General features: G+C 33.7%; 10 protein-coding genes. 7 read left to right on the top strand and 3 right to left on the bottom strand.

What is annotated here, in order from left to right; genetic code table 11:
• Positions 1–3454 precede the first annotated feature (3454 nt).
• Complete coding sequence (locus V6668_RS31770) at positions 3455–4861, bottom strand: replication-relaxation family protein (protein ID WP_101314352.1); 1407 nt, start codon at positions 4859–4861, stop codon at positions 3455–3457.
• A gap of 658 nt (positions 4862–5519) precedes the next feature.
• Between V6668_RS31770 and V6668_RS31765 the strand changes: the two genes are divergently transcribed.
• Positions 5520–5831: a hypothetical protein gene (locus V6668_RS31765; RefSeq protein WP_091036763.1), complete on the top strand. Its 312-nt coding sequence runs from the start codon at positions 5520–5522 to the stop codon at positions 5829–5831.
• The gene (locus V6668_RS31760; protein ID WP_180361806.1) at positions 5818–7278 is read left to right on the top strand and encodes a cell division protein FtsZ; all 1461 of its coding nucleotides are present in this window, start codon (positions 5818–5820) and stop codon (positions 7276–7278) included. The genes V6668_RS31765 and V6668_RS31760 overlap by 14 nt, the downstream gene beginning before the upstream one ends.
• A gap of 113 nt (positions 7279–7391) precedes the next feature.
• On the opposite strand, the gene V6668_RS31755 is transcribed toward V6668_RS31760, so the two are convergent.
• Together V6668_RS31755 and V6668_RS31750 are read right to left on the bottom strand one after the other, a co-directional pair.
• Entirely contained in the window at positions 7392–7988 is a 597-nt protein-coding gene (locus tag V6668_RS31755; protein ID WP_101314354.1) for a hypothetical protein, read from the bottom strand.
• The gene (locus tag V6668_RS31750) at positions 7966–8742 is read right to left on the bottom strand and encodes a ParA family protein (RefSeq protein ID WP_091036754.1); all 777 of its coding nucleotides are present in this window, start codon (positions 8740–8742) and stop codon (positions 7966–7968) included. Before V6668_RS31750 ends, V6668_RS31755 begins: the two co-directional genes overlap by 23 nt.
• Positions 8743–9165: 423 nt before the next feature.
• Between V6668_RS31750 and V6668_RS31745 the strand changes: the two genes are divergently transcribed.
• From V6668_RS31745 to V6668_RS31725, 5 genes are read left to right on the top strand one after another with little or no spacing between them, the layout of a single operon-like run.
• Entirely contained in the window at positions 9166–9360 is a 195-nt protein-coding gene (locus tag V6668_RS31745) for a helix-turn-helix transcriptional regulator (protein WP_338709183.1), read from the top strand.
• Entirely contained in the window at positions 9350–10810 is a 1461-nt protein-coding gene (locus tag V6668_RS31740; RefSeq protein WP_101314355.1) for a hypothetical protein, read from the top strand. Before V6668_RS31745 ends, V6668_RS31740 begins: the two co-directional genes overlap by 11 nt.
• Before the next feature lie 13 nt (positions 10811–10823).
• Positions 10824–11930: an SAF domain-containing protein gene (locus V6668_RS31735; RefSeq protein ID WP_338709123.1), complete on the top strand. Its 1107-nt coding sequence runs from the start codon at positions 10824–10826 to the stop codon at positions 11928–11930.
• 14 nt (positions 11931–11944) lie between these two features.
• Positions 11945–12670 (top strand): hypothetical protein, encoded by a 726-nt coding sequence (locus V6668_RS31730; RefSeq protein ID WP_149847063.1) that lies wholly within the window; start codon positions 11945–11947, stop codon positions 12668–12670.
• On the top strand, positions 12658–13479 hold the full coding sequence (locus V6668_RS31725) for a chromosome partitioning protein ParA (protein ID WP_338709122.1): 822 nt from the start codon (positions 12658–12660) through the stop codon (positions 13477–13479). Before V6668_RS31730 ends, V6668_RS31725 begins: the two co-directional genes overlap by 13 nt.

Genomic DNA, 13479 nt, shown 5'->3' with positions numbered 1-13479 from the left:
TAAGTATTTAGATTACATAACATTGAAAATGTAGCACTACAATTCAAGGGATGATTATAAGTCATCTAAAAGTATTTATGCTGGTCGTATATACTGTATATTAAGATTACTGAACTTGAATATATTCATGTGAATATTCAGTTTGGTGAACAATTTACAACAAATCATTAAATACTGAAAGCCTAAAACCAAATAAGTCCTGTCTTCCATACGTTAAAGAAGAATATATATTTGATCTTCAATCAATATGAATATATTCAGTTATATATTCAGGTTTCTAAACATGAATATATACTGTATAGACATATTTGTTAACTCAATTAATTCTCTACGGGTACAAACTCCATAATTATATGAATCTACTAATCTCTTACTTATCACAAACGTAATCAGTTTACTTTTATTTGGAACTGATGATTATCTCGTCATTCCTGAGTTTATGCTTAAACAGTAAGGTTTTAGTTACCACACTTTATGTATGTTAAGTGTTTCGTTATGCTGTACAGGAGAATTCTAATGGCCATAGTAGTGAATACTTCTATTTAGTGGCTTGTAAGTCTTATTTAAATATTTACTATTAGTGTTACATAATATATTCAGTTTAGTATTAAACAGTTACTATGAAGAGTCGTTGTATTAGTTTGATTAGTAACTCATTAAAGTTACATCATTTATTACGTTGTATATTACGTAATAGTTAAGTATTCAGTTTTGCTACATTGAAATCTAGCACTACAATGCAATGTATGATTAAAAGTCATCAATAAGATTTAAGCTGACTCGTATTTACTGCATAATCAGATTACTGAACTTGAATATATTCATGTGAATATTGAGTTTACTGAATACTTTTACAACAATTCATTTAGTATTGAAAGTAATTATGTCTCGATTTCTACACGTTAAAGAAGAAATGTATTTGATATTCAATTAATATGAATATATTCAGTTATATATTCAGGCTTCTAAACGTGAATATACATCGTAATAGAGATAAAAGTTAATACGAATAACTCTCTGTGGGTGGCAACAGTATAATTGTATGAAGCAGCTACTCTTTTGCTTATCACAAACGTAATCAGTTTACTGTTACTTGGAACTGATGATTATCTCGTCATTCCTGAGTTTATGCATAAACAGTAAGTTTTTAGTTACCACACTTTATGTATGTTAAGTGCTTCATTACGCTGCACAGGAGGATTCTAATGGCCATAGAAGTGCATACTTCTATTTTGTGTTAAATACTTACTATTAATATTACATAATATATTCAGTTACATATTAAACAGTCACTAAGAAGAGACATTGTATCAGATAGATTAGTGACTCTTTGAAGTTACATCATCTATTACGTAATATATAACGTAATATTTAAGTATTCATTTTTGTTACATTGGAAATCTAGCACTACAATGCAATGAATGATTATTATTCATCCATAAGTATTTATATTGGCTCGTATATACTGCAGTTTACTCAATACTTTTACAACAAATCATTAAGTACTGAAAGCCTAAAACCAAATAAGTCTTGATTTCCATGCGTTAAAGAATATGTATTTGATGTTCAAATAATATGAATATATTCAGTTATATATTCAGGTTTCTAAACTTGAACTTATACTGTATAGACATATATGTTAGCTCAATTAACTCTCTGCGGGTAAAAACTGCATAATTGTATGAATCAACTAATCTCTTGCTTGTTACAAACGTATTCGGTTTCATGTTACTTGGAATGATTATACCGTCAACCTCATCGTTTATGTGAATGAAGCCAAAGGAGTTTTAGTCGCCATACTCTATGTATGTTAAGTTTACCGTTATGCAGTACAAGTGAATTCAAAATGCCAAGTAGTAAGTATACATTTCTTTTTTTGTGGCCTATAGGTATAATTTGGCCACTTACTGTTAATATTACATAATATATTAAGTTAAGTATTATAAAATCCTATGAGAAGTCATTGTGTAAGATAGATTAAAGACTCTTTGAAGTTAAATCATATATTACGTTGTATATGACTTAACAGTTAAGTATTTAGATTACACAACATTGAAAATGTAGCACTACAAATTCAAGGGATGATTATAAGTCATCTATAAGTATTTATGCTGGTCGTATATACTGATAATCAGATTACTGAACTTGAATATATTCATGTGAATATTGAGTTTACTGAATACTTTTACAACAAATCATTAAGTACTGAATGCCTAAAACCAAATAAGTCTTGATTACCATACGTTAAAGAGGGATATGTATTTGATGTTCAAATAATATGAATATATTCAGTTTTATATTCAGGAAACCACATATGAATATTAACCATATACTTAAAGCAGAAATTTACCCGATTAACTTCTCTGCGGGGATAAATAGCATAGTAGTAACATACAATCTGCAGTCTTCCTTACTATATACGACTTAATTCAGTGTTATTGATTATATAGTCATCCTCACCGCCTATGGTAGATTAAACCATGGGGGTTTAGTTACGGCAGAACATGTATTTTTAGTATACGATAAAATTGTATAAGAGAATTCGAACAGCCACCGAGAGTATATATCCTTTAGTCGGATTTTTAGGAGTCTTATAAGAATACAATTAAATTACATAATATATTCAGTAATGTATTAAATATTTACTGTGAAGAATCATTGTATCAGTAAAGATCAGCATTTCTTTAAAATTATAAATTACATCATCTATTACCTTGTATATTACGCAATATTTAAGTATTCAGTTAGTATTACATTTGAAATGAAACACTACAATTCATTAGATGATTATATATCATCAATGAGTACTCATACGTTGCAATATATACTTACGACACTACACCGAGTCTTCTATCACAAAAAAGCAGGATACGGATAAAATCCAACTTAAATAATATAAATATATTCAGTTTTATATTCAGATTCCTACATCTGAATATACTTAAGATACTTGAGGCAGAGATTTATATTATTACTAGCTCAATGGTACCTATAACGTATTTGTGATAAACATGCTGAGTTCTAACTTAATATAAGTATTCAGTTTACTGTTACTTGAAATTGCTGATTATATGGCAAGCCCCACAGTTTATGATGGATTAAACTGTGGGGTTTTCAAAGGCACTAAAAGCTTGGGTATCCATTAAATGACTAGTAGCGATCTAATGACAATACTAAATTAACTATTACATAATATATTCAGAATACTGAATATTTAAAATTAAATATTTATATTACGTAATATATTCATTAAAGTATTATGTTTTGAAAATTGTTTGATTGACATAATCTAGATCATTTTTGAATGGTTCGTAAGTGAAACATCATAAAAGTACTTAAGGTAAATCAGCACTGTACTTAAAGGATGGGTATACTTTGAAATATGTTCGGTATATGAACTTGAAGATTTAATCATGACGCAGCTGGACTATATTTATCTTTAATACACAAAAACTTAATCAACAAGAAATAAATTTAAGGGGTGGGTTTGAATATGATTCCCGTTTTTATCGAACCACTTATTCTCAGAAACATTATGCCAAAGATACTTCTTAAAGATAGAATCGAATTTAACCTTCTGATCACAACCAATAAAATCAAGAGAATGTGGCTTTTTATCCGAGTAAAGTAACACAGGGATAACCTCAATTGCATTAATCCTTTTCATGGATTCAATAGTTTCGAATTTTGAAGCGAAATCTATTGCCTTACAAATACCACCAGTTTCATATTCGTCGAACTTAACATAAAGAAAAACCTGATGTTCATTGCTTTTAAGGCGAGTTACTGTAAAATACGGCTCCCAACCTAATATCTTCATTTCGTTACCATATAGATAACAAAAACTTGAAAGGGAGGAGGCATTCGTGAGATTTTTGGAGGGCTTTGGTTGTCCAATATAAGCTTGATCATTAAGGAGCGGTCTTAAGTTTAAATTCAGTTTATTTTTAAACAAGTCTCCTTCATTTATAAAGGACAGCACTAAACTTTCAAGTGATTCAATATTTCCTACATACAAATTTATAAATGTGCTCCAGTTTTCAATGGTGTTCAAATAATTCCGCTGAATATTCTGCCATCGAGACCAAATACTTTGACGTGCAGTCGTTACAAAAAAAATAGTACTAGGTATAGAAGTGGCTAAAGAATCTCGCTCAACCCCTTGGCTTATATAGGACAGATATTGATTGTACTTAGAAAACTTCTCATATAAAAGTTTGCCTTTCTCCGTTCCCATATCAAACTCAACCCAACAGTGAAATTCCTTATCAGTACCATTAGGTCGAATAATAAACTCTCCATCGGGCCTGAAAATTTTCTTAGTTTCGATTTTAGTATTCTCATCCACAGAGGAGAACTCTACTGAGGCGTATCTATTATCAATAAAATCATATGTGAAATTATGTTTTAAAGATAAGAGTTCCATTAAAACATTGAAATCAATACCCAAATTATGATGTTTTTGCAGTCTCTCTTTTGGAGCGCGATAAAGTTCATATGGAAAATAACCGTGTTGATTATTCCAACCTGTATTTCGGTAACCTTCAATCTCAGGGATATCTAAAAGGCTGTAAGCTATAGATAATCCTTCTTCTGATAAAGTTAAAACCTTCGTATCATTACTAAGCTTAGCTGCCACCTGAATAATACCGGTCTTCTGCATTTGAGCCAACTGATTCCATGTGCTTCTCATTTTTGATAAGTTAAGTAGTTCCCATGAGAAATGAGGATAGGTTAAAGGAATATTATCCGGATCCAAAAGAAAAAATACTTGATATGGGGTAAGACTTCTATAAATAAAGAGACGTTCAATTATCTTACACTTGGTTGGAGAAAGTTTATGTATTGTTCGAACATCCAATTTGATGACAACTCCTTTATAAATTTGCTTGAATTTGATACATATTTACTAACCTTTATGAACCCTAAGTTCTTGTCAATTAAAGCAGTATGTCGAGATTAACAGAAAAAAACCTTATGTGACAACGAATTTGTCGACCTTTTGTGGTCGATATACGCAATGACAGACATCGTGATAAGTTCAGTGATAATAAAAGTGACTCAGTCACCAAAGTTATCACTGAATCAATCATTGGTGTAGTCATTAAAATCGTCATAATATTGTTTGAGTGTATTATTTTTTAGAAACGAAATATTATAAAATAAATGAGAGAAATCACACTACTATTGTGGATACTCTCCAACAGACCATTAAGAAGAGTAGAAAAGCGTCTATACTCTCACCTAATGTAAATAAAGATAATATGACTATATTTAAGTAAAATAGAGTCACCCTAGGGTCACTCTAAATTAACAGCTTTAATAAAAATGTCTCACACGAGAAATCGTTATAACTGATAGAGTATTACAGAATTCATATTAGATAAGATTAGATAAGATAGCATTCTTAAAATTAGATTTAGATATATTTGCTAAATTAATATTAAAGAGATATACTTAAGGTAACCTAGAGGTGACCTTAAGGTGACCTTATAATCAAAGGGAGGTGAAGACTGAGCATGTCAGAAAAACTTTATACAGAGGTGCATTATCGAGCATTTCTTGATAAATTAAGTGAGGCTCACATATCGGTATTGAGCATTATTACAGACAACAATCTCATCCCTAAAAAAGACATCATCTCTATGATGAGTGAGGATTATTCTAAAAATCCAGTTGTTGCCGCAATAGATGCTCTTTTGTTCGCTGGTTTAATATCATTCGAGTACAGCAAAAGGCAACATAAGTTCTTTCTTTCTGATGACGGTAAAGCATTCACAGAATATGTAGCAAAACAATATGAGGAGGAAAATTCTAATGGGTCTATCTAATAGTAAAGTACTTACATTCATGAACGAAAATGCACTAATCAATGACGTCTCTCTAAGATTTGGTGTAATTGGAGCAGGGCAGAAAGGTAACAAAGATGCAGATATTTTTGCAGGTTATACATATGCAAATGGAAAACAAATATATCCTAGCCTTGCCGTGAATTTTTCTAAAAATGACATGCTTCATCTTAAGAACATTCCGGTCGAAGATCGCATACATTTTGAAGATTTTAGAGGTGCTGCCCGAACACCTTCTCTTGTTGTTGAGAATTTCGATCCACAATTGAACCCAAATGCAGACAAGATGCGTAATCAATTGATTGAAGCAATGGAAAGAAAATTCATGGATGTTGATCATTTGTTTATTTGCGCTGGAGCTGGTGGGGGCTTTGGTACAGGCTTTATTTCACTAGTGTTAAGTTTAATAAAAGAACAGTTTTTTCCGGTCCCTATAACTCTTTTGCTCTCAAGTCCATTTGATGATTTCACTGAAATGTCTAATGCAATTCTTCTCCTCGCAGAAATCAAAGAATTTATTGAACTTCAAAATGAGCTATTTAGTCCAGGTCAAGAAAAACCACTTGGTAGTGTAATTCTTACTGATAACAAGAAACTATTTAACGACTTTACAACCAAAAAAGAGAATAGACTGAACAGTAGTACTTTGATTTCTTGGAAAGATGAAGGGAACGATGCGATTATAAGTACTATCCATGAGGCTAACTTGATCCCTGCTAACTTTGGATCAGACAATAGTACTTATGATCCCTCGGACTTTATTAAAATCGTACAACTGTCAGGTGGTTTCTTGAGTATTCACAAAGCTAGCATTGAAGCCCCTTACGAAAGTAATACATTGAATAGTAAAATGAGAAATAGTATTCAGCTGGGCTACTTTTCTTGTGGTCATGATTATGAAACTGCAACAATGTATGGTGGTTTTGTACTTAGACCATCAAGTGCATCAATATTCAAAGATGTCAAAACAGAACAGACTATTAAACAAGTAATATCAGAGTTTAATGATACAGCTCAAGGAAAATATGGAGATCCTATCTGGTTTGATGAATACGCGGTTGTCTATACTATTTTTAGTGGGATGACTTTACCAAGCCGAGTCGTTGAAATGACTATAGAATATGATGAAATGTTAGAAAAACAAAAACAGGTAAAAAACAAAGATATCGAACTGAATATCTCAGGTGTAATGGAATCTGTAAAACAATCCACTTTTAATCCATATCAAAAACGAGGAGCCAACAAATTTGGTGGTGGCGCTTCTGGAGGCTTTGGGGGATCTGTATTCAATCGAAAGCAAGAAAATCAAATTGAAGAAGAAGTTGCTTCAACTACTGAAGAAATTTCAGAGCCTAATAACAGATTTGGAAGCAACTCGGATGATACTAAACCTACAAATGTATGGAATAAAATTCAAAACCGTAAATAGGTTCTCACTCAAATCACTAAACGGTTTAAGTTGTTTGTAGCATAAAATAAGAAAGAGGTACGAAGAGCTTATTTGCTCTTTGTACCTCTTTCTTATTTTGAAATTCAGTAAGTTTATAATTTGAATTCCTTATTTTCATTCACTAACTCTAGCACAATTCTTAGACCTGAGTTAATCATTTTCGTTTTGTAGCCTTTTTTCTTACCTACACATAACTTATCTAATTCAGCCAACAATTCATTTTCGATTAGATACGTTTTACGCGTATGTGTTTCTTCTACTTTTAAATCAACTGTGTTTGATAAAGATGAAATAATACTTGATATCCCGTTAACAGCTGAAACTTGTGGATGAGAACTAACAGGTGCTTGCTCATTGCTCTGTTTCGTCTCTTGAATTTCTTGTTGAATTAACTCTTTAGCAGGATCTTGTTGTACTGGTTGTTGGTATTGCTCTACTAAAGGTTGTGCTACTGGTAGTGGTTCTTGTTGTGGTTCTTGTTGTGTTACTTGTTCTTGTTTTGGTTGTTCCTCTGCTGGATTAATTGTAGATATATCCGAATCAACACTTGAATGTTTATTCTCATCAGAAACAGGTCGCAAAGAATTATTACCGCTTATAAGAGTATCATTCAATATACGATTTTTTTGATCTGATCCGGTAGTACCACTGTCACCCAACAATTTTTTAAACTGATCCTTTTTGGACACGGTTTAGCAACTCCTCTAAAAATTGTTGATATTGCTCAAGAGCATCTCGGTCCTCTTTTGTTGTGTTTTGGATACCAAGAATAGAATACTCTTTAATTCGATTACGTCTTTTAATTACAGTGTCAAATACCCAGTCCTCATAATCTTCCCTAGCTTGATCAATAATTGAAGAGTCAATTCGAGTTCTGGAATCCGACATACTTGGTAGAATGCCAGCTAACTTTAATGTAGGCGTAATTCTTTCTTTAATAAGTTCCACCAATTGAAGGTACCTTGGGATAGCTTTAAAACATAAAGGTTCCGATTGCAGCATAACTACCACATAGTCGCTAGCAGATAATGCAGATACTGAAAGATCGCCTAAGTTAGGTGGCTGGTCAATAAGGATAAAATCATACTGGTCTTTTATGATATCCAATGTTTCTTTTAGAGAGGTAGGAACAACTCTGTTTACATTTCCTAAAGCTCTACCTAATGTCGATAGGATGTCGTCGGCCGGCAATAAATCCAGGTTCTCATTCACCTTAACAATGTACTTAGCAGGATCCAAATCAATAATTGCGTTTAGTACTGTATTATCTTCAAAAGAGTAAATGTCTTTTCCTGATAATATTTGTGTAGTGTTACCCTGCGAATCAAAATCAACAGTTAAAACTTTAAATCCTCTTTCAGCTAAAAGATAACTTGTAATGCATGTAGTAGAGCTTTTACCCACTCCGCCTTTTTGTACTCCTATAGATACTGTGATACCCATGATATCCTCCAGTTCGGTATAAATATACTTATACTCTATTTTGGTGGATAGTGGAGAAAGAGTCAAGTGTAATACACACAAAACTGAATACTTAAGTGTTAAATGAACAATATAGTATTCAGTTTTATATTACATAATATATTTTTAACTATACAAATATTACACAGCATGAAGATTATACAACTTAACTAGTACTACGATTTACTTGAGTAAAGAGGGTACAGTGAAAAAATTGAAATCAAAGTTGTTGACACAAACCAGTTAATAATCTATATTGTGTATAAATAAACCAAATATGATCCGGACGGGTCCTCACAAAAAGCGAAGCACGCTTGATGCCTTAGGCATTAAGCGTGCTTTTTTTTGTTTTCTTACCCTGAAGGAAAGGGGTGACAGTGATTGGATTATACACCTGGGGAACTGATGCGTATCCATAGAACAAGACAAGATATGACTCAAAAAGATCTTGCAAACTACATAGGATCATTTCAAGTGAGAGTCAGTAGATTGGAAAATGGACTTAAGCTACCCACACCTGACGAGATAAAGAAGATAGAGAAGGTTCTTGGAACTATTATTTGGAGTCAACAAAGGGGAGATGCAATGAATGGCACCTGATTTTGAGCAACTCAATAAGAAAAAAATTATTATTGCCATTCCTAATCCTGCTTTTGCAGAGGCTTTAAAAAAACATTTTGAAAATGAAAACATTCATGTATTAGAAGTGTGCGTTGTAGTTGATCATCTTGTGGAGAGGCTTCATCTAATCAAAGAAGACCCTTCAACCACTTTAGATGCAGTCATTATCTCAAGCTCTCTCGCTGTAAAGCAATCTGATAAAAGGCACGAGTTCCTCGCAGATGTAATCGATAGAATTCGAGAAGATTTCAGTAAAAGCTCGATAATTTTTTTATCGGATGAAAAGCAAGGTCATCCTTTACTTGCTGAACTAGTATCCATGGGGATTTACAATATATTTTTAAAATCACAAAAATCTGAACCCTTGAATATTAAACAGTTAATTAAATGTATAGACCACCCTTTACCTTATAGTGAAGTTAAAAAGTATCGGAATTATGATCAAGGAATACCGTGGAGAAGATTTGTAAATGGTGCTCAATCTATAACCATTAATATTGAGGGACATAACAAAGATAAGGCCCACAGACGACAGGATAAACAAAATGTGAAGGAAGGTGAGGTTAGTACCAATACATCAAATGAAATAAATTCTTCTTCTAAAGAAATGGATGAAGATGAAGAACATCTGGTGAAGAGTAACAAGCAAACAAACAAAACAATCTTACCCGACATCATGGAAGAAGAATTAGAAGAATCAGATTTTTGGACGCTACCTGATCTGAAGCAGAAGATCGTAGTCAGAGACCGAATTGTCGGTAAATCAGTCATCTCGGTAGTCGGTATCGAAAAAGGCGTAGGAACAACCCACTCTTCTATATTGATAGCAAATTATCTGGCAAGTCATGGATATTCAGTTAAGTTATTAGAACTGAGCGGAAATAACGAACTTGTTTATATCGAAAAAGCCTACGAAGGTAAAAACGTAGACACCCGTCTTAATGATGAATTCATAATTGAAGGCGTAACTTACGTAAAATCAGCAGATGAATTTGAAATGGCTGACCATCTGAATTCAGAACATACACATATTGTTCTAGATATGGGGACTTATGAAACCACTGAACACATATCTGAATTTCACCGGGCAAGTACCCAAGTTGTAGTTGCATCAGGTAGTGAGTGGAAACAGCACAACATCAAAAGATTTCTGTCATCCAATCATGTTGATCTCGAAAGATGCATCTTTATGGTCCCTCTTGTCAGCAAACAAAGCATTGCCGATATCGAAAAAGATAATGAGGGAATCCATGCATTAGAAATCCCTTTTCACTCTGATCCTTTTGACTCTCAGGATGATACGAATGAACAATTTGATCTAGTGTTTGATCGAGGCTTTACAAAGAAGAAGAAAATGATAAAGAGATCCATTCTTTTACTAGCAACAATTATACTTATGTTTTTGTTAATTTTCTTTATTTCAAGATAAGGGGTGTATGTAATTGTCCAAAGTAAGGCAGCGTACAAAAAATTTGATTATAGCTGGTGTTGTAGGGGCTCTATCTATGGGAGTTTTATCAACTGGTGGCGCCATCTACCTCATTAAGCAGCAAGCTAAAGAGCAAAAAGTGTTAAGGATGCATTATGAGTCTCAACTCGTTGAAGCAGAGGCATTACTCCAGCACCAACAATCAACTATGAAAACAGTCGTAGTAGCATCCAAACCACTAAAAGAAGGGGACAAGCTTAAGAAGGAAAATTTGAAAGTCATTCAAATTCCTGAAACAGATGCTCCCACTAACATGGTACAGACACCCGATGATCTATATGGAAAGATCGTTAAAATTGATGTAGGTGAGAATACACCCGTAATCAATTCAATGGTGTTTGATAACGGTCCAACCCCTCGTGATCAACGGATACAAGAGTACAATGTGATGTTACTTCCAACTAAACTGAAAAAAGGCCAATTTGTAGACGTACGGTTAACCTTCCCGACAGGTGAAGATTTTATCGTTCTATCAAAGAAAAAAGTTGAAGATCTTTCCGGCACAACTGTTTGGTACAAAATTAATGAAGCTGAATTGTTAGTAATGACTAGTGCGATCGTTGATGCATACCTTAACGGTGCCAAACTTTATGCCGTTACTTATGCTGATCCATATATGCAAGAAAAAGCAATTCCAAACTATCCAGCTAACCTGAAAGTAATTGACCTTATTCAATCCGATCCGAATGTTCTGACATTCGCAAAAGAGCAATTAAAAAGAAATGTAAGACAAGTACTAGAAAACAATCTCTCTCAAATGGATGAAGCAGACAAAATGAAAATCCAAAATGGAAGTGTGATCTTACAACAAGAGGTTGCTAACAACCAAATTACGAATCAGCAAAATAACGAAGCAGTAACCGGAACACAGGGGGCTCCTATACCCGATACAAGTGCAGAACCAAGTACATCACCAGGTAGTTCAATAGATCCATCTCCAACAACTCAATCTACGGAAGCAAGTAAAGAGGAAATTGTTCAGCCGATAGAGTCCGGACTGGATACTTCTACAAGCGAAGAAAAACAGAAAGACGTTTTTGGGCAGCCATTAGTGAAATAGAACGGAGGGGCAGCATGAAAAGATCATTATTTCTTGGATCAGCAGATATAAGTGATTTACTTCAATATGTAGGTAAAGTCATTTCAATTTCTGGGAGGAAAGTACTTTTAGTTGATGGCACAACAGAAAAGTACATACAGAACAACACACCAACACCAATGACGACATCGCAAATGAAAGTAGTAGAGTTTGATGGGTTTGACGTAGCAGTTGGCTACGAAACTTTTGATGAAATCGAAACCTTAATTGCAAAAAATGATTATGAGCAACTCATTGTTCACTGCAGTGATATTTCATTTTTGAACAAAGAGGAGTTCAATTCGTTTCATACCAAATATATTGCCGCTACGCCAGAAAAAATGAGCATAGATAAAACAGTTGATTTAGTAAAGGTTTTATTCGGAAAAGAACATTCTGACGGTAAAAGTCCAAAAACAGATGTTACTAAAATCTCGGTTAATCATGTAGAAGGCAATATTGCCGAGGATTACCTCGAGACAATTCTGACAGACCTCCCTATCAGTTGGTCTGAAGAGCCATTTGAATTACTACATGATGAAATTGATTATGTAACAAAAATAAATAACCAACACCAAGGAAAAATAAACATTCGACGTCTCTCAAAGAACTATAAAGGGATTATTAAGAAATTAACGGCGGAAATTTCGGAACTTGAAACGAATTTAATAAAAAGTTCTATGAAAGAACTTACGAGGAGGTCCTTTGCATGGGGCAAGTAGCATTTTGGAGTAACCGTCATGGTCAGTCTGGAAACTCATCCAATTTGATTGCTGTGGCCACACTCATTGGGATGGAGTATTTAACGAAAACGCTTGTGAGTCACACACATTGGAGTATGTCATCTTTGGAATCTACTTTTCTGAACGAGAAGGATCTTGATAGTTCAGAGTATTCGAGCTTAGGCATTGACGCCTTAGAGAGACTAGCTCGCAGTAATCGCTTGGCTCCAAAGATCGTAAAAGACTACACCGACACCGTTCTGCGGGATCGTTTAGAACTACTGCGTGGAACAGTGAAACCTAATGAAGAGATGTTCTCCATGATTCATGAAGTAATCGGAAGTATTTTCGATGCGGCAAAGAATTACTATAATCTCACTCTGATTGATGTGAGTAGTGGGATGCGAAACAAGTTAACGAATTCGGTCCTGACGACCTCTGATGTAATCGTAGTTAATCTCAACCAAAATAAAGCGGTCTTAGATGAGTTCTTCACTGATGAACCAGAGTTCCTCAAAGAGAAAAAAGTTGTAATTGTTCTTGGTCAATATGATCGTCATTCCAAATACTCTGTTTCCAACATTAAACGAATGTATAAACCAAAAGCACCTATATATACCATTCCTCACTGCACAGGTTACATGGATGCTCTCAATGATAAGTCAGTAGTTCAATTTTTCTTTCGAAATAAAAATATCGGAATCCAACATGAAAATCACTTCTTTCTGAGTGAAGTTAGAAAACTGGCTAAAGGGATATTTGAAGCCGCTGGAGTTGATACAAAGATATATAGTGAGCAGGGGGCTTAA

This window comes from Paenibacillus amylolyticus (genome assembly GCF_036894225.1).
GTDB lineage: Bacteria > Bacillota > Bacilli > Paenibacillales > Paenibacillaceae > Paenibacillus > Paenibacillus amylolyticus.
Note: the sequence above shows the minus strand (reverse complement) of the source record. Positions and strands in the feature narration are given on the sequence as shown.

What these genes read in the sequence shown, in the direction of transcription:
- V6668_RS31730 (WP_149847063.1), top strand. Translation starts at nt 11,945, where the DNA reads ATGAAAAGATCATTATTTCTTGGATCAGCAGATATAAGTGATTTACTT.
- V6668_RS31740 (WP_101314355.1), top strand. Translation starts at nt 9,350, where the DNA reads ATGGCACCTGATTTTGAGCAACTCAATAAGAAAAAAATTATTATTGCC.
- V6668_RS31745 (WP_338709183.1), top strand. Translation starts at nt 9,166, where the DNA reads ATGCGTATCCATAGAACAAGACAAGATATGACTCAAAAAGATCTTGCA.
- V6668_RS31750 (WP_091036754.1), bottom strand. Translation starts at nt 8,742, where the DNA reads ATGGGTATCACAGTATCTATAGGAGTACAAAAAGGCGGAGTGGGTAAA.
- V6668_RS31765 (WP_091036763.1), top strand. Translation starts at nt 5,520, where the DNA reads ATGTCAGAAAAACTTTATACAGAGGTGCATTATCGAGCATTTCTTGAT.
- V6668_RS31760 (WP_180361806.1), top strand. Translation starts at nt 5,818, where the DNA reads ATGGGTCTATCTAATAGTAAAGTACTTACATTCATGAACGAAAATGCA.
- V6668_RS31725 (WP_338709122.1), top strand. Translation starts at nt 12,658, where the DNA reads ATGGGGCAAGTAGCATTTTGGAGTAACCGTCATGGTCAGTCTGGAAAC.